Source organism: Dendrosporobacter sp. 1207_IL3150, from assembly GCF_036763085.1.
Lineage (GTDB): Bacteria > Bacillota > Negativicutes > DSM-1736 > Dendrosporobacteraceae > JBAIYU01.
This window is the reverse complement of record NZ_JBAIYU010000010.1, coordinates 182,220-205,244: the sequence shown is the minus strand read 5'-3', so window position 1 is coordinate 205,244 and position 23,025 is coordinate 182,220. Positions and strand designations below refer to the sequence as shown.

At 40.5% G+C, this 23,025-nt stretch carries 21 protein-coding genes; 19 read left to right on the top strand and 2 right to left on the bottom strand.

Annotated features, from left to right (window positions below; genetic code table 11):
• Window positions 1-98: 98 nt before the first annotated feature.
• Window positions 99-1,286: a CdaR family transcriptional regulator gene (locus tag V6C17_RS04440; RefSeq protein WP_333521338.1), complete on the bottom strand. Its 1,188-nt coding sequence runs from the start codon at window positions 1,284-1,286 to the stop codon at window positions 99-101.
• A gap of 260 nt (window positions 1,287-1,546) precedes the next feature.
• On the opposite strand from V6C17_RS04440, the gene larA reads away from it, so the two are divergent.
• The 13 genes from larA (at window position 1,547) to V6C17_RS04375 (ending at window position 16,341) form a co-directional block, all read left to right on the top strand.
• Window positions 1,547-2,824: a nickel-dependent lactate racemase gene (gene larA / locus V6C17_RS04435; RefSeq protein WP_333521337.1), complete on the top strand. Its 1,278-nt coding sequence runs from the start codon at window positions 1,547-1,549 to the stop codon at window positions 2,822-2,824.
• Window positions 2,825-2,863: 39 nt separating this feature from the next.
• On the top strand, window positions 2,864-3,163 hold the full coding sequence (locus tag V6C17_RS04430; protein WP_333521336.1) for a UxaA family hydrolase: 300 nt from the start codon (window positions 2,864-2,866) through the stop codon (window positions 3,161-3,163).
• A gap of 4 nt (window positions 3,164-3,167) precedes the next feature.
• On the top strand, window positions 3,168-4,328 hold the full coding sequence (locus V6C17_RS04425; RefSeq protein WP_333521335.1) for a UxaA family hydrolase: 1,161 nt from the start codon (window positions 3,168-3,170) through the stop codon (window positions 4,326-4,328).
• 151 nt (window positions 4,329-4,479) lie between these two features.
• Window positions 4,480-6,231 carry an ABC transporter ATP-binding protein gene (locus V6C17_RS04420; protein ID WP_333521334.1) on the top strand — a complete coding sequence of 584 codons (1,752 nt, stop codon included), beginning with the start codon at window positions 4,480-4,482 and terminating at the stop codon, window positions 6,229-6,231.
• A 79-nt stretch (window positions 6,232-6,310) separates the two neighbouring features.
• Window positions 6,311-6,694 (top strand): hypothetical protein, encoded by a 384-nt coding sequence (locus V6C17_RS04415; protein ID WP_333521333.1) that lies wholly within the window; start codon window positions 6,311-6,313, stop codon window positions 6,692-6,694.
• A gap of 415 nt (window positions 6,695-7,109) precedes the next feature.
• A complete protein-coding gene (locus tag V6C17_RS04410) occupies window positions 7,110-7,829 on the top strand; it encodes an amino acid ABC transporter ATP-binding protein (protein WP_333521332.1) in 720 nt (239 codons plus the stop codon).
• A gap of 12 nt (window positions 7,830-7,841) precedes the next feature.
• On the top strand, window positions 7,842-8,531 hold the full coding sequence (locus tag V6C17_RS04405; protein ID WP_333521331.1) for an amino acid ABC transporter permease: 690 nt from the start codon (window positions 7,842-7,844) through the stop codon (window positions 8,529-8,531).
• A gap of 165 nt (window positions 8,532-8,696) precedes the next feature.
• Window positions 8,697-9,584 (top strand): substrate-binding periplasmic protein, encoded by an 888-nt coding sequence (locus V6C17_RS04400; RefSeq protein WP_333521330.1) that lies wholly within the window; start codon window positions 8,697-8,699, stop codon window positions 9,582-9,584.
• 206 nt (window positions 9,585-9,790) lie between these two features.
• Window positions 9,791-11,209 carry an aldehyde dehydrogenase family protein gene (locus tag V6C17_RS04395; RefSeq protein WP_333521329.1) on the top strand — a complete coding sequence of 473 codons (1,419 nt, stop codon included), beginning with the start codon at window positions 9,791-9,793 and terminating at the stop codon, window positions 11,207-11,209.
• A gap of 28 nt (window positions 11,210-11,237) precedes the next feature.
• Window positions 11,238-12,470, top strand: coding sequence for a PucR family transcriptional regulator (locus V6C17_RS04390; RefSeq protein WP_333521328.1), 1,233 nt, complete (start codon window positions 11,238-11,240; stop codon window positions 12,468-12,470).
• Between the two features lie 181 nt (window positions 12,471-12,651).
• Window positions 12,652-13,971, top strand: coding sequence for a 4-aminobutyrate--2-oxoglutarate transaminase (gabT, locus tag V6C17_RS04385; RefSeq protein WP_333521327.1), 1,320 nt, complete (start codon window positions 12,652-12,654; stop codon window positions 13,969-13,971).
• A 214-nt stretch (window positions 13,972-14,185) separates the two neighbouring features.
• Window positions 14,186-15,505, top strand: coding sequence for a putative DNA modification/repair radical SAM protein (locus tag V6C17_RS04380; protein ID WP_333521326.1), 1,320 nt, complete (start codon window positions 14,186-14,188; stop codon window positions 15,503-15,505).
• On the top strand, window positions 15,502-16,341 hold the full coding sequence (locus tag V6C17_RS04375; protein ID WP_333521325.1) for a TIGR03915 family putative DNA repair protein: 840 nt from the start codon (window positions 15,502-15,504) through the stop codon (window positions 16,339-16,341). Before V6C17_RS04380 ends, V6C17_RS04375 begins: the two co-directional genes overlap by 4 nt.
• A 102-nt stretch (window positions 16,342-16,443) precedes the next feature.
• Here V6C17_RS04375 and V6C17_RS04370 read toward each other — a convergent pair whose 3' ends face one another.
• A complete protein-coding gene (locus V6C17_RS04370) occupies window positions 16,444-16,821 on the bottom strand; it encodes a helix-turn-helix domain-containing protein (RefSeq protein ID WP_333521324.1) in 378 nt (125 codons plus the stop codon).
• A 209-nt stretch (window positions 16,822-17,030) separates the two neighbouring features.
• Between V6C17_RS04370 and V6C17_RS04365 the strand changes: the two genes are divergently transcribed.
• From V6C17_RS04365 to V6C17_RS04340, 6 genes are all read left to right on the top strand, one after another.
• Window positions 17,031-17,225 (top strand): aspartyl-phosphate phosphatase Spo0E family protein, encoded by a 195-nt coding sequence (locus tag V6C17_RS04365; protein ID WP_333521323.1) that lies wholly within the window; start codon window positions 17,031-17,033, stop codon window positions 17,223-17,225.
• Window positions 17,226-17,529: 304 nt separating this feature from the next.
• A complete protein-coding gene (locus tag V6C17_RS04360; protein ID WP_333521322.1) occupies window positions 17,530-18,828 on the top strand; it encodes an NfeD family protein in 1,299 nt (432 codons plus the stop codon).
• Window positions 18,829-18,845: 17 nt separating this feature from the next.
• Window positions 18,846-19,829 carry a flotillin-like protein FloA gene (gene floA / locus V6C17_RS04355; RefSeq protein ID WP_333521321.1) on the top strand — a complete coding sequence of 328 codons (984 nt, stop codon included), beginning with the start codon at window positions 18,846-18,848 and terminating at the stop codon, window positions 19,827-19,829.
• 33 nt (window positions 19,830-19,862) lie between these two features.
• Window positions 19,863-20,237, top strand: a complete 375-nt coding sequence (locus V6C17_RS04350) for a hypothetical protein (protein WP_333521320.1) — start codon at window positions 19,863-19,865, stop codon at window positions 20,235-20,237.
• A 179-nt stretch (window positions 20,238-20,416) separates the two neighbouring features.
• Window positions 20,417-22,177, top strand: coding sequence for a LytS/YhcK type 5TM receptor domain-containing protein (locus V6C17_RS04345; protein ID WP_333521319.1), 1,761 nt, complete (start codon window positions 20,417-20,419; stop codon window positions 22,175-22,177).
• Window positions 22,178-22,202: 25 nt separating this feature from the next.
• Entirely contained in the window at window positions 22,203-22,976 is a 774-nt protein-coding gene (locus tag V6C17_RS04340) for a LytR/AlgR family response regulator transcription factor (RefSeq protein ID WP_333521318.1), read from the top strand.
• Window positions 22,977-23,025 lie beyond the last annotated feature (49 nt).

Sequence of the window (23,025 nt, the reverse complement as noted above, 5' to 3'; positions counted from 1 at the left end):
TATAGTTACTTTTTCTCGGTCTAAAGGGGATTTTATATTAGCATGTTTATATAGAAATTAAAAGAATTTATATATAAACAGATAAAGTAATGGAATGACTAATGGGAGCAATCAGTTTTCTCCATATAAAGGATAATTTTACACAGCATGGCATGTTGGAAAAAATGGCATGGATCTAGGCCTACAAATTTTTTGAATTTTTCTAGACGAAATTTCAAGGTATTCCGATGAATGAAAAGCTTGTCTGCCGTTAAAGAAACATTTAGGTTGTTTTTTAGGAGGTAATCTAGCGTTTTAGACATATCGCAGCTGTCTTTCATTTGGTCGAAATTAAGCTTTAGTTCTTGTAGTATTAATGAATCGTCGTAACTAACACGATCTGCTTTAAATAAATAGCTTAGTAAAATTTCAGGATCATGAATTGAACGGATGGTGTTATCGCTAGAGAAGTCCAATGCGCACTTTGCTTCATTAAAGGAGAGGCGAAGCTGGGATTCATTCAGTGCTCGGCCGCCAAGCCCTACCTGAACTTTTAGGTGTGGTTGGATGGAACTAAGCATAGTTACAAGCTGCTCGGCAAAATTGTCGCGTTTTTTTGTTTCCCACTGTTCAGACTCTGATTTAATAAGACAAAGATTCTTTTTATAAAACAAGCAGATGTCTTCCTTATTTAAAAAGGGAGATTCTTTAACTTTATTTAAGACTGTTTCTCTAATACGGTCTGAATATAGATTTTGGAGGCCATCAGACGAAAATTCATAATTGTTAAGTGGTTCTAGCTGTATTAACATTACCCTTCTAGGAAGTTTGATTGTATAGTTGAGCATCTCAGCTAAGGTATATACGTCATCAGAAATTAAGTCGGGGTTGTCGGAAAACAACAAATTTACTAGTTGGGCTTTTACCCTATTTTCAGACCGGTAATCTGCCAGAAACATTTCTCGTTCGAGAACAAGTTCTGTAACCGTTTTGACAAGTTTTGCAGTATTGCGTACCTCACAAGGCTCGCCAGTTACCCCTACTACACCAACGATCCTCCCTTTAATATTAATCGGCCACATAACTCCCGGCAAGGCTCCGGTGTACTTAGCAACGTCTTCAACCTGGATTTCAATTACATTTTTTGTGTTTGCGGCAGCCAGACCGCCTTGATGAAATGTGTTAATTCGATGACCTTGTCCGGAAGCGAGAATAATTCCGTTACAATCAATAATATTGACGTTTCTCTGAACTATATCCATAAGCTGATCAACAATGCTTTGTGCCATTTCCGTAGAAATAATCATATTCCGAAACCCCCTGTAAGAAGGAAATTACAAATTAGCTATCAAGAACATCTTAGCAGTTCTTGGGTTTTTAGTAAATGCAGTAATAATGCCGTTGAAAAGGTGCTTTAAGATGTAATTAATTTCGCAAACATGTTCACAGTGGACAATAGAATACTTTTATTCAGTATGATTTTTATGAATTGATAACAAAGGCACATTCTTTATTGTGAGCGAATTAATCTAAGGAGTTATAAATTTCTTATAATTTGGAGGTGCCAATGACAAATATTCAAATTCCGTATAGTACAAACCACATTACTGTTGCCATACCAGAAGAGCGGTTAAACGGTATTTTAGAATCCCGCGCTCACCACTACACACCGGAGGCCAGTGAGGAGGAATTGGTACAGAGAGCGCTAGCTAATCCGATTGCATCACCAAGGCTTAGCGAACTTGTGCAAGGTCATAAAAAAATCGTAATTATAACAAGTGACCATACACGGCCTGTTCCCACTAAAATAATTAGTCCCTTATTGTTAAAAGAGATTCGCCGTACTAATCCTCAGGCGGATATAACATTTTTAGTTGCTACTGGATTTCACAGAGCAAGCACTGAACGTGAACTCATCGCAAAGTTTGGCGAAGAATTGCTGCAAACAGAAAAGATCGTTATGCATGATTGCTGGGATGCCGACTCTCTCGTGTCTATCGGTAAACTGCCATCAGGCGGAGAACTGCATATTAATAAGCTTATTATGGAAGCTGACCTTGTTATAGCTGAAGGATTTATTGAACCTCACCTTTTTGCAGGCTTTTCTGGGGGGCGGAAAAGTATTCTGCCAGGAGTGGTCAGCGGAGAAACCATTCAAGTTAACCACTGCGCTGAATTTATTGCTCATGAAAAAGCTCGTGCCGGAATACTAGATGGCAATCCAATTCACATAGATATGCTTTATGCCGCGCAAGAGGCAAAGCTAGCGTTTATTATCAATGTTGTTATAGATGCCGATAAAAAAATAATTGGTGCTTTTGCCGGTGATATGGAGCAAGCTCACTTGGCAGGCTGTAAGTTTGTTGGAGAGTTGGCTTCAGTCGAGCCAAAGCCTGCTGATATTGTAATAACTTCCAATGGCGGCTATCCACTTGACCAGAATATATATCAACTAGTAAAAGGATTATCCTCGGGTGAGGCAACCTGTAAACGAGGTGGAATAATTATTATTTGTGCTGCCTGCAATGACGGTCACGGCGGAGAAGCTTTTTACCGGTGGTATAAAGAGGCAACAGGCGGGGCAAAGGAAATAATGGACAAGATCATGAGAATCGATAGAAATTCCACTATTCCCGATCAATGGGCAGCTCAAATTATTGCACGCATCCAATTAAAGCATACAGTATTTATTGTCACAGATCAGTGTGATCATCAGCTCATAAAAGATATGGGCTTTCAGGCAGCCTCAACAATTCAAGAAGCAGTTGAAGCTGCCCAAAAAATCGCAGGAGCTGATGCTTCATTTACAGTAATTCCGGACGGGGTTGCTGTAATAATTAAATAGGTTTAGCAGAAAGTCTAAAATGTTAGAGGGGGAAAAGTAATGGCTATTGATGCGATTATCTTAAATAAATCAGATAATGTGGCGACAGCAGTACAAGCTTTAAAACCAGGGCAAAAAGCAAAAGTACGTCTTGGGCGTGAAATTCAAGAGACTACAATTACCGAAGACATTCCTTATGGACATAAGTTTGCAGTACGTTCAATCATAGCGGGGGAAAATATTATCAAGTACGGTGAAATTATAGGGAGAGCAACACTTGCTATTCCTATCGGGTGTCATGCACATGTGCAGAATATTGAAAGCCTCCGCGGACGAGGCGACTTGCAAAAGGGGGTATAGAAAAATGGAATTTCTCGGATACCGTCGTGCTGATGGAACAGTAGGTACGCGAAATTATGTGGGAATTTTATCGGCAGTAGTATGTGTTAATGAAGTGGTCGAGGCTATTGCGTCAAAGGTGCAGGGGACAGTGCGCTTTACGCATCATCAGGGATGCTGTCAAACACCTCTTGATATTGGACGGGTCAATCATGCCCTGATTGGATTGGGACGCAACCCAAACTTGCACTCGGTGATTATTGTAAGTTTAGGTTGCGAAAGCACTGACCTGGCGGAAGTTATCTCAGGGATACAAGCTAGCGGCAAACGTGTAGAACATCTGATTGTGCAGGAAACAGGAGGAGCTGCAAAAACTACAGCTCAAGGTATTCTATTGGCGCAGGAAATGGTAAGAGAAGCGTCGCTGCTGCAGCGCGAGCCTTTTCCTATTAGTGAATTAGTAATGGGAATGAAGTGCGGCAGTTCAGATACTACCTCAGGACTAGTACCAAACCCAGCTATAGGTGTTGCTTCAGATTTACTAGTGACTGCTGGCGGCACCTCGATATTGGGCGAAGTGACTGAGTTTATTGGAGCAGAGCATATTCTGGCCAGCCACGCTGTAAACGAAGAGGTAGCACAAGGAATTTTAGACCTTGTTACACGCATGGAAAAAAGAGCTATTGCGGTTGGAGAAGATATTCGCGGCGGGCAGCCTACCGGAGGAAATATCAAAGGTGGTTTGACTACCATTGAGGAAAAGTCACTTGGTGCTATTGCTAAGGCTGGAAGTGCGCCCATTCAAGCCGTATACGAGTATGGCGAAAAACCCCTGGTTAAGGGGCTTGTAGTTATGGACTCGCCAGGCCGGGAGCCGGAGATTCTTACAGGATTGGCCGCGGCAGGGTGTAATGTAATCGTTTTTGCTACAGGCCGAGGAGCACCGCAAGGATTTCCATTTGTACCAGTGCTAAAGATTACTGGCAGCAGAACAGCAGTTGAAAAGATGAGTGACCACATTGATATGGATTTGAGTGCTGTAATTGATGGCGGAGATACTATTCCTGATGCTGGACAGCGAGTTCTTGAAGAACTTGTTGTCATTGCGTCGGGAGCTATGACAAAAGCGGAGATTTCCGGCTATACTAATTCTATGGACATTTACATGTTAGGACCGGTTATTTAATTCTAGATAACTTAAGCTAGTTAATTTTTAATGGTACGTCCTTCAAGCTTAAGGCCCGCTAAATGGCGGGCCTTTTTGCAGTGAAATGGGTAATGTGGTAAGATATGTCTATTAAGTAAACGGCATAAGTTTTTTTCTTCGGAGGTCTTGTATGTCTATGTGGTCAAAGTTTGTTCAATATTATAAGCCTTATCGATGGTTGTTTATTACGGATCTCGTCTGTGCTACGGTAGTATCGCTAGTAGATATTACTTTCCCGCAGATTCTATATTATTTGACTCACGAAGTGTTTAACCGCAGTGTGGAGGAGATTAGGCAGGTTCTGGGCTTTGTAGCTATTGGAATGGTCGCCTTATACTTAATACGCTATGCTTGCCAGTATTATATAACTACCTGGGGACATATAATGGGGGCACGAATGGAAAGTGATATGCGGCAGGATTTGTTTGACCATTATCAAAAGCTTTCTTTTTCCTATTATGATCGTAATAACACTGGCGAAATGATGTCCAAGCTGGTATCTGACTTGTTCGACATTTCGGAGTTGGCGCATCATGGACCTGAGAACGTATTTATCTGTTCGCTAAAAATAATCGGCTCGTTTGCTTTACTTATGTTTCTTAATGTTAAGATGACCTTGATACTTTTGTGCGTAACTTTAATCATGATAGTATTCAGTATTTATAAGAACAGAAAGATGAAAGCCGTGTTTATGGATAACAGGAAGAAAATTGCGGGAGTGAACTCCCGAGTGCAGGACAGTCTTTCCGGCATTCGCGTTGTTAAATCCTTCGCAAATGAACAGCTAGAACGCGAAAAGTTCGGCGAAAGAAATCTGGAATTTTTGGATTCTAAGGTAAGCAGCTACCACATCATGGGAAGCTTCCATGCAGGAAACGGACTGTTCCAAGGTCTGCTATACACGGCAGTACTGGTAAGCGGTGGCTATTTTATTTCTCAGGGAACGCTGCAGGTCGCTGATCTTGCTGTGTATGCTCTTTATATCGGCATTTTTATGAATCCGATAGATGTATTGATTAATTTTACTGAGCAATTTCAGAAAGGTTATTCTGGTTTTAAACGATTTATGGAAGTTATCAATACAGTACCAGAAATTTTGGAAAAGCCAAATGCTATATCTTTAAGTAATGTTAAAGGGCGTATAGAATATAAAAATGTTTCGTTCCGATATAATCAGGACAGCCAAGTGCTGGACGGAGTGGATATAAAAATTAAGGCAGGAAAAACAGTGGCGCTGGTCGGACCTTCCGGCGGTGGTAAGTCAACCCTTTGTTCCATTTTGCCTCGCTTTTATGATGTAAGTGGGGGGGCTGTTCTAATAGATGGCATAGACGTGAGGGATGTTACGCTTAAGTCACTGCGAGATGCTATTGGAATTGTTCAGCAGGACGTATACCTGTTTGCTGGTACGGTACGCGATAATATTGCCTATGGGAAACCAGATGCATCAGACGAAGAAATTATTGAAGCAGCTAAAAACGCTAATATCCATGATTTTATTATCAGTCTTGCTGATGGCTATGACAGTTATGTTGGAGAGCGCGGTACACGCCTTTCAGGAGGGCAAAAGCAGCGCATTGCTATTGCGCGAGTATTTCTAAAAGACCCTAAAATATTGATACTGGATGAAGCAACATCGGCGCTAGATAATGAGAGTGAGCAGTTTATTCAGGCTTCACTTGAGCGGTTGTCGAAGGATAGGACTACTATTGTGGTAGCCCATAGGCTTAGCACCATTCGCAACGCAGATGAAATAATTGTAATTAGCCACAAGGGAATACAAGAACGGGGTAATCATGAAGAATTGCTTAAATTAGATGGACTCTATGCCAAGTATTATAATATGCAGTTTGAAGGATTAGACGAGCTTCCAAATGATTGAGTAATTCGGGTATTTAATATAAACCATAAAGGTAACAGTTCCGTTTGAAAACCGCAGGAATAAGAGGAGGGCATGAGTGATGAAATACAAAGGGGAAAAGTCATTTACTGGTAAGAGTGGTGCTTTTGAAATTATACAAAGTGGATTGGGTGACGCCACAATTAAAATATATTTGAAGTCAGCACCTTCCTATGAAGAAGACGAGTTTGGCGAATATCAAGAAAAGTCACTTCTAGAGAGGGCTACAGCGGATATTTCAATTGGCATATCGTATGATGAAGTTGATGAGGTATGGGTTCCCAACAATCTAAATGTCGAAACTTTGGGTTGGGCAGGGGTAAATGAATTTTTGCTAGCTTTCTTTGAGCATCAAGATCAACTTAGTGTTGTAGAGGATGTCTTAGAGGTACTAAAGGATCTCTTAAGTCAAAGCGAGGTTGTATGGGGGATAGATTATTTCTAGTTTGGATGCCTGTCCCCTGTTTAAGAAACTTTTTGTATGTTTTGCACAAATAAACGAAAGTTTAATTGTTATATATGCACCTAGACATTGCGTTTTGGCTCTGCTATAATGAAGCCACAACATAGGTAAAGAAAATAAGCTGAGCAAAGATGCTAAATGGGTAAGAGATATATCTTACGTCATTTAGCTTTTTTTATTTTTTAGCTCTGGTAATTCCATACTGATTGTTGATGCGTCAGCTAATAGCGTTTTGTTTGTACTCAAGGCCCAATATTGCCAGACCTACAGGTGGTTGCCCAAAAGTTGATTATAAGAGATTACTAAAGCAAAGATGCTTATAAAGGTGCTTTGCTTTTTTTGTTTTTATTTAGGCAAACTTAGTATTTAAAAACTAGCTAGATTGGAGGAGGAGAGTATGTTTAACATAACTGAGTTAGGTAAAAAATTTGGTGATTTAGAAGTGCTGAAAAGTATTAGCTTGTTTATTGAGGAAGGCGAAGTTGTTTGTATCATAGGTCCTTCCGGTTCAGGTAAAAGTACTTTTCTTCGCTGTTTAAATCTTCTTGAAATACCGACAAGCGGAAAGCTGTACTATGAAGGGACAATTGTTGATGCTGATTTAGATACTAAAAAACTTCGACGGGAAGTTGGGATGGTATTTCAGAAGTTCAATCTGTTTCCGATGTTTACAGTATTAGAGAATTTAACCTATGCCCCAATCCTAATAAACAAAATGAAAAAAGACGAAGCACATGAATTAGCAATTGATTTATTAAAAAAGGTTGGGCTAGCAGATAAAATGCATATGTACCCCTCGACCCTTTCTGGTGGCCAGCAGCAGCGAGTAGCAATTGCCCGGGCTTTAGCGATGAAGCCCAAAATGCTCCTTTTTGATGAACCAACCTCAGCACTTGATCCAGAACTTGTCGGTGATGTACTGGAAGTCATGAAACAATTAGCTGCCGAGGGCATGACAATGGTCGTAGTAACCCATGAAATGGGTTTTGCCAGAGAAGTAGCTGATCGAGTCATCTTTATGGATAAGGGCTATGTCGTGGAAGAAGGTGTGCCAGAAAAAATATTTAATCAGCCAGATAATCCGAGAACTAGGGAATTTTTAGCAAGAGTTTTATAAGGAGGGATTGATATGATACTAAACTTTACAAAGGCAGCTGAATTATTAATTCCTTCGCTATTACACGGCTTTACTGTTGTTATCCAGGCAACTATTTTTGGTTTTTTGCTGGCAACATTATTAGGAATGATCATTGCAATAGGCAGACTGTCTAATATTAAAGTAATAAAAGGGACTTTATATCTTTTTTTGGAATTGATTCGCGGAACACCGCTGCTTGTCCAGCTTGTTTATATATACTATGTCGTTCCTTTGCTATTAAATTTGATAGCTGGTATGTTTGGTTATAAAACTGATGTACAAATAGCATCCTTGACTGCCGGTATATTAGGACTTGGGATTAATTATGGCTGTTACATGTCAGAGGTAATCAGAGCATCAATACTTTCTGTTGATCGCGGCCAGACTGAAGCGGCATTGGCTCTAGGATTGGGAAAATATCAAGCGCTATTTCGTATCGTTATGCCGCAAGCATTGCGCAATATAATACCATCTCTGGGTAACTATCTGGTTATGATGGTTAAAGATACATCACTCTTAGCCTACGTTGCGGTCAATGAATTATTGCTCCGTACACAGACCTTTGCATCACAGACGTTTTTGACAATTGAGTCCTATACCTTCTTGGCTTTAGCCTATTTGGTTATCAGTATTCCACTGTCATATATTGTTAAAATAATTGAAAATAAGTTGAAAAATTAAAGCAAGATCTTCACTAAAGCCGTCTTAGCGCTTTACAGTGATTCTAAAGAGACAATAATCATTTAAATATTGCTAATAAAAAAAGAAAGGCGATGATGAGTAATTTCTTAAAAGTTTTGTTGAACAAGTCCAAATATTATTAAACAAAAGGAGAGGATGACAATTATGGGAAATATATTAAAAAAGTTTACGCTAGTAGCACTTCTTATGTTTGCAGTATCAATGATCTTAACGGGGTGCGGTTCTTCGACACCTACTGAAAAAACTGTAGTCAAAAAAGATCCTAATGCTAGCTTGAAGCTAAATGAATTGCGGGAAAAAGGTGTTTTAATTGTTGGTTCATCCAATGATGCTCCGTTTGCATATATTGATGCGAAAACTAACGAGTTTTCAGGCGTTGATGCCGTTATTATTAAAGAAATTGCTAAACGGCTGGGCATTAACAAGGTAGAAATGAAACAGATCCCTTTTGAGAACCTACTGATTGAGCTAAACAAGGGTAGTATTGATATGGTAACAGACGCAATGTATATTAAAACAGAGCGGCTAGAGAAAGCGCTATTTACTGACGTTTGGTACAAAGAAGGCGAAGCCGTTGTTGTAAAGAAAGATTCCAGCATTCAAACTAAGGGGGATTTAAAAGACAAAGTTGTTGGTGGACAAAAGGGAACTGCTTTTCTCGAAGTAGCTCAAAAATGGGTAACTGAAGGAAAAGCAAAGGATATAAAAATATTTGGCAGTCAGTCCGAACTTATGATGGCTGTTAATACAGGTAAAGTTGATGCATGCGTAACCGATGGAATCGTTGCTGGTTATACATTAAAGCAGGATTCAAGTTTGAATTTGCGAATTGTAAGCCCATACGAAGCGGAAGCGGCTGGTAAAATTGGTGCTGCATTACGCTTTGAGGATAAGGAATTTAATGCTGAAGTTAATAAAGTATTAAATGATATGAAAAAAGACGGCACTCTAATGAATATATTGCAGCAATTTGGATTGAACCAAGACTACTTTGTATCAATTGAGGATGGAAAAACAAATAATTTAAAATAGCTATTGCCCGCAGTAATCTCATTCCTGGACACATGGGCAGCATACGCGCGATAGCATGAATGCTGCCAGGAAGTCTGGGATATTTTTTTAACTAGTACTTTTCAAATAGATAAGTAAAAAGAAATTACAGATAAAAGCGTATTTTACAGGTTAGTTAGTTTTTACCCCAATTAGATAATCAGAATTAGTATGAAGGAGGTTATGACATGAAAAACAACGGCCTATTTATTAATGGCGAATGGAATATCACTGACGAAAAAATTAGCGTAATAAACAAAGCAACTGGAGATACCATTGCATTTATTTCTGTCGCAGATGAAGCCGCAGTAAAGGCGGCAGTTGATGCAGCCGAGCGAGCTTTTAAGACTGTAAAAATGGAGCCATACCAACGGTATACAATATTAATGAAGGCGAGCCATATTTTAATGGAAAAACAGGTAGAGATGGCGGAAATTCTTGCAAAAGAGGTAGGTAAACCTATTAAAGAAGCAATGGCTGAGGTAGCGCGAGCCCAGCAGACTCTGATTCTTTCAGCTGAAGAAGCTAAGAGGATTACAGGAGAAATGGTGCCTCTAGAGGGAGCGCCCGGCTGCGGTGATCGTTGGGCTTTTACTATGCGGATGCCAGTGGGGATAGTCTGCGCGATTACTCCATTTAATTTTCCCCTGAATCTAGCATGCCATAAGATTGGGCCTGCTTTGGCTGCTGGAAATACTGTAGTGTATAAACCAGCAACTGTTACCCCACTATCGGCTGTATTGCTGTGTGAAATTTTCGCGGAAGCAGGGCTGCCTGATGGATACTTAAATTTAGTAACAGGATCAGGTTCAAAGCTAGGTAAACTTTTGACCGAGGAACAGCGTATTAATTTTTACAGCTTTACCGGCAGTCCGGCTGTTGGGAAAACCTTATTAAAGAATGCCGGATTTAGACGTGTTGCTTTGGAATTGGGTTCTAATTCTGCTAATATTGTTCACTATGATGCAGATATTAACGTTACGGCGGAGTTGTGTGCTAAACATGCTTTTGCTAATGCTGGACAGGTATGTATATCTTGTCAGAGAGTTTATGTCCACCACAGCGTTTACGAGGCTTTTTGTGATAAAGCAGCATCTTTTACAAAGAAATTAGTAATGGGCAATCCGCTGGATACTGCGACTGATATTGGACCTATGATTAGCGAGCAGGAAGCAGTAAGAGCTGAGCAGTGGCTAAATGAAGCTGTTGCTCGAGGGGCAAAGATATTGGTAGGGGGAAGCCGGAATGGAGCGTGGTTTGAACCTACCATTTTAACCGATGTTGAGCCAGATATGAATATTGTTTGTATGGAAGCCTTTGCTCCTATATTTTCAATTATTCCTTATGATACCATTGAGGAAGCAATCGATTATGTAAATGACTCGGTATACGGCCTTCAGGCTGGCGTGTTTACTAATACCTTAGAAATAGCCAGATTATGCGCCATGAAGCTTGAGACAGGCGGGGTAATAATTAATGATGGTGCTACCTTCAGAACAGACAATATGCCTTACGGTGGAATTAAAGAAAGTGGTATTGGCAGAGAAGGACCTCAATACGCGGTAAAAGAGATGACTGAAGAAAAGCTAATCGTTTTTAAATTCTAGACGTTTTAATCGAGAGAGGGATGGTTGTATGATCAGCTGCCGTGAAGTTATTGGTCTGCCTTCCCTAGCCAAACTGAATATTGTGGCCGGAAGGTCCGGCTTGGACAGATTGGTACGCTGGGTGCATTTTATCGATTTGCCTGACGTTATCCCCTGGGTTCAGGGGGGAGAACTTTTGATTATAACTGGTATTGGTTTGAACGGCGACCTAGATAAACTAAAGGATATTGTTAAGGGACTCATAAGAAAGAATTTAGCAGGGCTTATTGTTAATATTGGCCCCTATATAAAAGAAATTCCCGCTGAGGTTGTCAGTTTAGCAGAACAGGCACGTTTCCCGATTTTTGAATTGCCTTGGGAGGTAAAGATTATTGAGGTAACTAGGGAAATATGCAGCCATATTGTTATGAAACAGACAGAGGAACGATCGATAAAGGATTTCTTGGAACAACTGCTGCTGTTCCCGCTGGCTGATCCGGAAGTTTTAATTCAGCGTGCTGCTTATTTTGGTTATGATTTAGCAAAACCTCATCAGGTCGCTATATTAAGTCCTGACCTTTTAAATGAATTTCTGCAGAGTAAAAAGGTCAAAGATGAAAAATCCTTGGTTGCCTTTAAAGCGCGCTTTGAAAACATTGTCCGAGACACATTGCGATTTGATGGCAGAAATGTTCTTCAAATGCAATTAGCCGACGATATCGTATTGATCATGCCCTACGAGAATCAAAACGCTGGAGGTCGGAAGAACTCTGATATTTTGCTAGTGGTTTTCGACAGATTAGCTGCAGAAATACCCGGATTAGCCGTTGCAGCAGCATTAGGCGGCAAATTTGAAAGTTTGCATGATGCTAGAAAGAGTTATCTTCAGGCAACTCAAGTACTACGGTGTTTTTCTAAGTTAAAGGCTGCTGCTAACCCTATATACGAGTATGAGAAGTTAGGTATTTACAAGCTGTTATTTGAAATTGGTTCTGACAAGCTTGCACTATACTATCAAGAAGTAATTGAGCCTCTTAATGAATATGACAGGAAAAATCAAATGGATCTTGTGAATAGCCTTTTCGTATATTTTGAAGAAAAATGTAATGCGGCAAAAACGGCAAAGCGTTTATTTGTTCATCGTAATACCCTTGATTACCGACTAAGAAAGATTGAGGAAATTACCAGCAGAAGTTTAGACGATCCATATGACCGGTTAACGCTGCAGTTGGGGGTTATTGTCGGAAGACAAATCGCCAATGATATCTTCTCATTTGACTAACGATATACAAGTAAAATCTCACAAATGGATACTATATATCTTGTGAAGCCTTCACATAGACGCCTTAGAACGTCTATGATACTATTTAAACATAATTAAATTATAAAAAAAGCAACGGCGCTGAGTTTATCCTGAGGATATGTTCAGCGCTTTTCAATTTTATATTAGGGAGGGTTTTACAATGAATACTGAGAAAAGTAGGACGGAAAAGCTTATCGAAAGAAAAAACAAGGCAGTCGCCAGTGGGATTGCTAACTCCACAGGTGTTTTTGTGGAAAAGGCCAGTGGAGCTGTAATTACTGATGTAGAGGGAAGAGAGTACCTTGATTTTTATGCTGGAGTTGGTGTTTTAAATGTTGGCCATTGCCCAGAACCAGTAGTTAAAGCTATACAGAAACAATCAGAAAAACTGCTGCATTCTTTCTTTGCAATAGCGATGTATGAGCCTTATGTAGAGCTTGCCGAAAAGATGAATTCTATTGTACCTGGTCCATCTTTAAAAAAGACGATGTTTGCAAACAGCGGTGCTGAAGCTGTTGAGAATGCAGTGAAAATTGCTCGGCACGCCACCAAGCGAACAGGGATTATTTCTTTTGAATGTGCCTTTCACGGCCGTACATTCATGACAATGAGTCTTACTAGTAAAGTTAAGCCGTACAAATATGGCTTTGGTCCTTTTGCACCGGATATATATAAGGTTCCTTCTGCTTACTGCTATCGCTGCTACTATCGCTCCACGTACCCAGGCTGTGGTATGCATTGCTTAGAAAACTTTGAAAGATTCTTTACTGCAGAAATTGATGCTGAACATATTGCAGCTATGATTATTGAACCTGTGCAAGGTGAAGGTGGTTTTCTAGTTCCCCCACCTGAGTTTTTCCCAGGACTTAAATCAATTTGTGAAAAAAGAGGGATATTGCTGATTGCTGATGAGGTGCAAACTGGCTTTGGCCGTACAGGGAAAATGTTTGCCGTTGAACATTGGGACGTTGAACCTGACTTAATTACAACGGCGAAATCAATTGCAGCAGGTGTTCCCCTTAGCGCTGTAACAGGTAAGGCAGAGTATATGGATGCACCAGACGCAGGCAACATTGGCGGAACTTATGGCGGTAACCCCCTAGCTTGTGTAGCCGGGCTAGAAACGATTAAGTATATCGAAGAAAATAAGCTGTGTGCTAGGGCTGAAGAAATCGGCAAGAAGACCATGACCAGACTCAAAGCTCTTCAGGAAATATGCCCTGTTATTGGTGATGTACGGGGAATTGGAGCAATGATTGGTATTGAGCTTGTAAAGAATCGAATTACCAAAGAACCTGCCAAGGAACTTACTGCTAAGGTGGCAAAGTATTGCCTAGAACAAGGAGTAATACTCATTAGTGCCGGCATCTTTAGTAATGTAATTCGCTTATTGATTCCTTTAGTGGTCACTGATGAGCAGCTTGACCACGGGCTTACTGTTTTAGAACAAAGTATCTTAAGGGCTGCTGCTGAAGCCTAATAAAACTTAATCAACGACCGGTCCAATTATGGCAAGGGAGAAAACACAATAAAAGTATCCATAACTGCTTTACGCAGATATGGATACTTTTATTGTTGCTGCCTGTAGTATATTTTTCAAATACTTTGATATTTTTTTGCGTTACTAACTTTAGGTAATAACTTGCCTAGAACATATGTTCTGTATTATAATATTGCCGAAGGAGCTGATTTGCATGGATGTATTCGATAAGCTGAAAATTTTGACTGATGCAGCCAAATATGACGTGGCCTGTACTTCCAGCGGCGCGAATAAAAAAGCTGGTGCCGGACAAATCGGCAGTGCGGCAGCTAGTGGTATTTGCCATAGCTTTTCAGCTGATGGTCGCTGTATTTCTTTATTAAAGGTGCTTATGACTAATATTTGCAGCTACGATTGTCAATATTGCGTCAACCGCTGTTCAAATGACACTCCTCGAACTTTTTTCACGCCCCGCGAATTGGCCGACCTCACGATTAATTTTTACCGAAGAAATTATATAGAAGGACTTTTTTTGAGCTCTGGGATATTAAAGAGCCCTGACTATACTTGTGAACAAATGATTGAAGCACTCCGCATTTTAAGGCAGGAGTATCGCTTTAATGGATATATCCATGCAAAAGCCATACCGGGAGCTGACAGTACGCTGATTAGTCAGCTAGGTACACTGGCAGACCGCATGAGCGTTAATATTGAATTACCATCACAGAAAAGTCTGCAGCTTTTGGCGCCGGATAAGACCAAGCATTCAATTCTGGCACCAATGGGTTATATTCAAAATCGTATAAAAGAAAACACAGCAGACATCGTTAAGTATCGTCATGCCCCCAAATTTGTTCCTGCAGGACAGAGCACTCAGATGATTATCGGGGCGACGCCTGACACCGATTTTCAAATTTTAAATTTGGCAGAAAGTCTTTATAAGAAATATCAGCTAAAGCGGGTGTTTTTTTCCGCTTATATGCCGGTAGCTGAAAATTCCTTGCTGCCCGCGCCTGATACAGCTCCTCCCCTTTGGCGTGAACATAGGCTTTATCAGGCGGACTGGCTACTTAGGTTTTATGGTTTTTCAGCAAATGAGCTTTTAGATAATAAGCACCAGAGTTTTAATCCGTTTGTTGACCCTAAATGCAACTGGGCTCTCCATCATCGGGAATTTTTTCCGGTAGAAGTAAATAGAGCTTCTTACGAAGATCTGCTGCGGGTACCTGGAATCGGCGTAAATAGTGCAAAAAAGATTATTATTGCCCGACGCATGACTACGCTGCGGTTTGAGAGCCTTAAAAAGCTGGGCGTTGTTCTTAAACGAGCTAAGTATTTTATTACTTGCAATGGTAAAAAGGTGGATGAACTTAACTTTACTAAAAGTGCCGTTCTCCGTGCTTTAATGTCAGAAAAGACGTGGTCTTTATATCGAGAACATGGCTTAACCGAGTCAAAGGTGGCACAACTTACCCTTTTTGAGCCATCACCTGTGGAATTGCCCAGTTTACCCCTGGAGGGAATAATTAAATGATTAAGTCAAATCTAGTCTATCGCTATGACGGGAGCTTTGATGGCCTGTTATGTTGTGTGTTTGAGAGTTATGACAAAAAAGAAATTCCTGAGGACATTATTTTGCCGGAAGAGTCTTCTTTACTGCTTTTTTCGGAAAAAGTAATCGTTACAGATTCGGATAAAGCCAATAGGGTACTAGTGTCTATTCCACAGAAAATCGGATTAGCTGCATTGGATTTTATCAGGCATGCATTTCTTACCTGCCTACCCAAAAAGGAACTGAGAATTTTGCAGTTTTTACGTTTGGGCTATCGGTGTGGCCCAGCTGTCATGCAGATGATTACTGATGAAACAGTAGATACCTTACTAAAGGCTGTAAGGCATTTAGAACGGGAGAGTCACCTTTTTAAAGGTTTTGTTCGGTTTTCTGTTATGAATAAAGTTCTTGTAGCAGAAATTGAACCTAAAAATTTTGTACTGCCGTTATTAGTGCAGCATTTTTGCGAACGTTTTCCCGAAGAGCGATTCTTAATTTATGATAAAAAGCATGGAATGGCGCTAGTATACAAGCCGTATAAATCGATGGTTATTCCAATTGAAGAATTGGAATTGCCTGAACCGGACGAAGAGGAACAAGCTTACCGAGAGTTGTGGAGACTGTTTTATAATACCATTGCAATTGAGGGGCGGGAAAACCCGCAGTGCCGCATGGGGCATATGCCCAAACGTTATTGGAAATATCTGACTGAATTTGCCGTTTCGTCCCCAAAGTTGGGGCGAACTTTGGATGCTGCGGCAATTGCCGATAAATATGAACTTGTCAAAGTTAAAGAGGGTTTTGCTGATGGGGGTTAATATCAAATCACTCATGCCGTTGAAGAATTTGATAAGGGTACACGTAGAGAAAAACAGATGGTCAACGACCATCTGTTTTTCTCTACGGCTGCGCAGTAATTTTCATGCCTTCTTTAAAGACAGAGCTATTTTGGCATTTACTTCAATTAATTGGTGTATGGCATCAGGCTCAAATCCATACTGCTGCGCTGTACAGATTACTTTCTGCCAGCATTCGTCTTTATTATAAGTACTTGAAGTCTCGTTAAGCATACCAGGCTTAGTTGGAGTTTTATAATCTCGAGATGGACTGTGACCAACTAGCCAATCGACGCTTACATTAAACATACTTGCTATGCGGCAAAGTGTTGCAATATCCGGTTCTCTTCGATTAACTTCCCATGAAGCTAAAGTTGAACGGTCTACTTTCAGCAGTGACGCCAATTCTTCCTGGGTTAGATCATTTCGCAGTTGTTTGATTTTATCGCCAAGAGTTTCCATAAGTCACACTCCTTACTCTTACGATAACGTGCCTATGAAAACAGTTCAATTATTGTGCGCATAAGACACTACGGTGCAGGAATTTAAATATATCCTAGCGAATAGTGTCATATAGACACTGGAACTTAAGGGTTCATCCTCACAGTAACGATTTTTTGATACAGGTAAAAGTTTGATAATCAAATTGTTTCTTAGAAAAGAGGATAATTTTGTATAATCTGCAAAAGCTTTTAAAAGAAGAAGTATCACAAGAAATTGAAATTCTGCGTCAGAAACTTCAGCGACTTGTTCATGAGAAAAAAGAGCGGTTGCTAGATCAAGAAGTTATACTTTTAAGCCAGGAAATAGATGAATTAATTGTTAAATATCAAAAAGCCGCTAAAGATACGTATGGTGACGGGTAATTAGATTGCAGCATTTTGGCCGTAGATCCGGGGTGCGTTTAAGACACAAGATGGATTGGCTGGACGCCAATCCATCTTGTGTTATTCTAAACTCTTAAATATGCTGGTATTAGGTTTTTTGCTGCGTATGAAGTCCTGGAAATCTAGGGTGTAAGTGAATGGTGATAATGGCAAGATATGCTGGGAAAGTTAATAATGTATTGCTTATTTTCGGGGTAAAAAGGAAAAAGCCTTTTTTTATTGTACAGGAATAGAACGATTCCGCGGCGAATAGATATCGGCAATAGGAATGCGAGGTGATGGCGTGTTTTTCAGTCGTGTTTTCCGTAAATCCGTCTTTATGTGCTGTTTACTGATCTTATTTACAACTCTAATAGGTTACAGTGCAACTCCTTCACCTGTGGTAGTTGTCCAAATTAAGGGTGAAATAGATGGTGGGCAGGCTGCGCTGCTGCATCGGGCTATGCTTGAAGCAAAACGTCAGCAAGCGAGAGCTGTCATAGTTGAAATTGATACTTTCGGCGGACTTGTTAATTCAGCTGTCAATATTCGTGATCTAATGATAGAATCCCAAGTGGAAACTATTTGTTATATCAAAAATCGAGCGTGGTCAGCAGGAGCTCTAATTGCTCTTTCACATAAACATATAGCTATTGCTCCAGGCGGAAGCATCGGTGCGGCAGAGCCAATACCGACAACAGAAAAAACTGTTGCGGCACTAAAAGCAGAATTTGCAGCTACTGCTAATCGGACTGGGCGCAATCCCCGTGTTGCTGAGGCTATGGTGGATAAGTCTCTTGGTTTGACAGGGTATGCCGAACCTGGGCAGATATTAGCTTTGACTGATTATCAAGCCATTCAAGTCGGTTATGCAGATGTTGTTGCTGAGGATAGAGCTAATTTATTGAAACATTACGGTCTTCAAGATGCACCAATTATAGAATTTACGCCTGAGTGGCCGGAAAAACTTGCAGGCTTGTTGTCTAATCCCACTGTTCAATCGGCGCTTGTATCTATAATTTTTTTAGCGATAATGACTGAAATAAAAACAGCAGGATTAAGTGGAGCCGGATTTGTAGCAATTGCGGCGGCAGCCCTTTTATTCGGCAGCCAGTGGTTGACAGGTCTCGCTGGTTTTGTTGAGATACTTCTATTTGCTGGCGGTATTATTCTCATAATTGTCGAGTTATTTGTGCCAGGAGCAGGCTTTTTTGGTATTGCTGGTCTTATAGCAATTCTTGTTAGTATATTTCTGGTTCTTGGCGGAGATGTTCAAGCCTTTAGCAACATGTCTATAAGTTTAATTGCGGCCGTAATTTTATTCTTGTTTATCGCTAAGCACTTACCGAATAGCAAGTTTTGGTCACGGTTTATATTAAAGGAAACAGAAACAACTCAGGCTGGGTATGTTAGTGCAAATGACTATAAAACATATTTGAATAAAACTGGTGTGGCAGAAACTTATTTAAGACCTGCAGGAACTGTCCTTATTGAGGACGCTAGACTTGATGTAGTTTCTGAAGGTATATTCATAAAACCAGGTACAAAAGTAATTGTTATAGCCGTCCAAGGTAATCGAATTGTTGTGCGTCCAATTGAATAAAAATTAGGAGGTTCACTATGTTTCAATTAATTTTCCCGGTAATTACTATGGTTGTCGTCGTAGGGGTCATAGCACTATTCTTGCATTTCGTTCCACTAGGTCTATGGATTTCTGCAATTGCAGCAGGTGTTAATGTAGGTATTTTTACATTGGTTGGTATGCGTTTACGCCGCGTGCCTCCTTCCAAAATCGTTTTGCCTCTTATCAAAGCCAACAAAGCTGGCTTAGAAGTTAATGTCAACCAGCTAGAGGCTCATTATTTAGCGGGTGGCGATGTTGATAGGGTTGTTGATGCGCTAATTGCTGCTCATCGAGCTGAAATACCACTATCCTTCGAACGCTCTGCTGCTATTGACTTGGCTGGACGTAATGTCCTTGAAGCTGTACAGATGAGTGTAAATCCCAAAGTTATCGAGACACCAGTGGTATCTGCAGTTGCTAAAAATGGTATTGAGTTAAAAGTAAAAGCGCGGGTTACCGTACGCGCCAATATCGATCGTCTCGTTGGTGGAGCTGGTGAAGCAACGATAATAGCTCGTGTTGGTGAGGGTATTGTAACTACAGTTGGTTCTTCTGCAGACCATAAAGATGTTCTTGAAAATCCTGACCACATCTCCAAAACTGTACTTTCTAAAGGCCTAGATGCGGGTACTGCTTTTGAAATCTTATCCATCGATATTGCAGATATTGATGTCGGACGTAATATTGGTGCACAACTTATGACAGATCAGGCTGACGCTGATAAGCGTATAGCTCAAGCACGGGCTGAAGAGCGCCGAGCTATGGCAGTAGCTAAAGAGCAGGAGATGATGGCGTATACTCAGGAAATGCAGGCTAAAGTAGTAGAATCACAAGCTGAAGTTCCTAAAGCGCTAGCCCAAGCCTTACGCGATGGAAATCTTGGAGTTATGGACTATTACAATATGAATAACGTACTTGCTGATACACAAATGAGAGAGACTATCGCTAAGGTAGGACCGGCAGCAAGTCAAGAGGAATAGAAAATGTAGATCCGAGAAGTAGGTGATAAACCCATGGATTTAGATCTGTTTTTTATAATTATTGCGGTGCTGTATTACGCAACCGATTTAATTGGCAATTACAAAAAACGAAAAAAGACTCCCAATATACCAGAGCAGCATGTGCCTGAACCAACTTTTGACTATATGCCCGCTCCAACACCCCCGCCAATTATAATGGAAAAATATTGGCAAGAGGATACTATTAGTGATATACCAGAGAAAGAATCAGTAACAAAGGTTGTGAAACCGGCTTTAGGCAATAATGAGTCAAATTGGAATAAAAGTCTTAAACCAGCGTTGATTCTAAATGGTGTAATATTTGCCGAAATACTTCAACCGCCAAGGGCTAAGCGTCCCTTGGAGGCTAAATTTATTAGGCGTCGATAATTTAGTATAATAGATATTTAAATTACTAAACTTAATATCCATCTTATAAAGCCATGAATTTACTTGCATATACGCAGGTGATTTCATGGTTTTACTTTTAGAGCTTTTTTACAAGGATAATAAGTTGCTTCAGGCGAATGTAAAAAATGGACTGTAAACTTTAACCAGGAGTGAGTATTATGGACGCTACAGTAGCATATATTGGGTTGTTAATTGAACGGGTAAGTGTTATTGCAACTCTCGCATTCTTATTAACGCGCTGGACATGGTTTCGGGAACTTTTAGTTAACAAGTCTGAATTTAAAGCTCGGCTGCTATTCGTAGTACTCTTTGGGTTAATTGGTATTATTGGAACATATACAGGCATTGTTGTAAATACGGGCGGTACTAATCAAACGGCAAGCAGTGTAGTTGGGATGAGTTCTACCGAAGCAATTATTAATGCACGAATGCTTGGTGTTGCTATTGCCGGGATATTAGGCGGCCCATCTATGGGGTTAGCTTCTGGTTTATTGGCCGGACTGCATCGGTATGCTCTTGGTGGCTTTACCGATTTGGCGTGCGCTTTAGCGACAATATGGGAAGGTCTGCTTGCGGGGTTAATTGCGCATTATTGGTTTAAATGCAGGCAATTGTCAGTATGGCAGGTGTTTATAATTGGAATAATGGCCGAAATCAGCCAGATGTTAATTATTTTAGCCGTAGCTAAACCTTATAATATGGCTCTGCTGCTTGTTAAAATTATCGGAATACCAATGATCTTAGCTAACTCAATAGGTTTAGCCGTATTCTTTGCCATTTTGCGAAGCGTTACCCAGCGCGAACAGGAAGCCGTCGCAAACTTTGCTCATAATGCACTAGAAATAGCTCATCAGACACTGCCCCATTTTCGCCATGGTCTAACAGAAGACTCCGCTCGTAATACAGCTCTCATCATACAACGGATGACAAGGGTAACGGCAGTAGCTCTTACGGACACTAAAATGATCCTGGCATTTGTCGGAAAAGGCGCGGACCATCATATTGCCGGGACTCCTTTAAAAACAGATGTAACACATAGTGTGATAAGAGAAGGAAAACCTTATGTAGCCGAAGATAAAAAAATCATTGGCTGTTCACATCAGGACTGTCCTCTGCGAGCCGCAATTGTACTGCCGCTGCGGCAGCGTGATGAGCTAATTGGTACGCTCAAGCTATATTTTGAGACTCCTGCAGAAATAACTCCAAGCCAAATCGAATTGATGACAGGGTTAGCTAATTTGTTTTCAACACAATTAGAATTGGCTCGCATAGAGGAGCAGCAAAGGTTGTTGATTGAAGCTGAAATAAAAGCGCTGCAAGCTCAGGTTAATCCTCATTTCTTATTTAATGCACTGAACACTATAGTTGCACTTATTCGCAAGGAACCACCTTTAGCTAGGCAAATTGCTATTCAGCTTGGACAGTTTCTCAGGAGAAATATTTATGCAGGACAACAGCGGTGGAGGACGTTGGGGGATGAACTGGATCATATCCGCGATTATTTAGCAATAGAGACAGTAAGATTTAGAGATAAGCTTTCGGTAAACTACGATATTGAAGAAAGTGCATTAAACACATTGATGCCTCCATTAATTCTACTTCCGCTTGTGGAAAACGCCATAAAGCACGGTATTACTCCGCTAAACCGACCAGGTGAAATTGATATTAGAGTAGTTGCCAGTGAAAGTTATGTAACGATATCTGTCACCGATGATGGGGTGGGTATGGAAAATACTTATTTTGCAAATATGAACCTTTCGGATATTTATCCCAGCACCGGGCAAGGAAATGGGTTTGGAATATACTCGGTCATTAGAAGAATGACAGGTATATATGGTAGTAGCACATCTGTGAGTGTTAAGTCTAAAAATCAAGAGGGTACGGTGATAACTCTAGTCTTTCCCAGAAAATTACCCTGAGCAGCATTAACCAATAGATGGAGGTATGAATGTACTGATGAGAGTAATTGTTGCTGATGATGAAGAGCTTGCTAGAGATGAACTAATTTATTTGCTTGAACGTCATAATGACATAGTAATAGTAGACGAAGCTGTTAATGGTAGTGAAGTTTTGGATCAAATCAACCGGTTAGAGCCAGATGTTGTTTTTTTAGACATTCAAATGCCAAAAGTCGATGGCTTGACTGTGGCTAAAGAAATAATGAATCACAAAAAACCGCCACATTTGGTTTTTGCTACAGCCTATGATTGTCATGCAATTGAGGCGTTTTCCCTTGAAGCGGTTGATTATCTTTTGAAGCCGTTTTCGCCGGAACGAGTTGACGGTACTGTCGAAAGGTTGAGAAAGCATTTAGAAAAGGCGCGCTTGCCAATGGATGTCTTGTCGGATGCTATAAAGACCCTGCAAAAGCACTCAAGCGGAAATTGCAAACGTATTGCTGTCACGGAAGATAACCAGACTTTTTTTGTAGATCCCGAACAGATTGTCTATATATTCCGTGAGGACCGTGATGTTTGGATCTGCAAAGTCCGGGGTAAATATCGCTGCAGCTATTCGTTACATGAACTGGAAGAAAAGCTGAGAAATTTTCAATTCTTTCGGCCTCACCGTGGTTTTTTAGTCAATTTAAATTATGTGGAGGCCATCACCCCCTGGTTTAACGGTGCTTATCAACTGGTTATGAAGGATGAGGTCAAATCCGTAATTCCAGTGAGCAGGAGTCAAGTAAAGGCCCTATATGATGTCTTGTCATTATAAGCACAATTTAAATATTAAAAACGACGATTTATAAATGGAAAACGACATT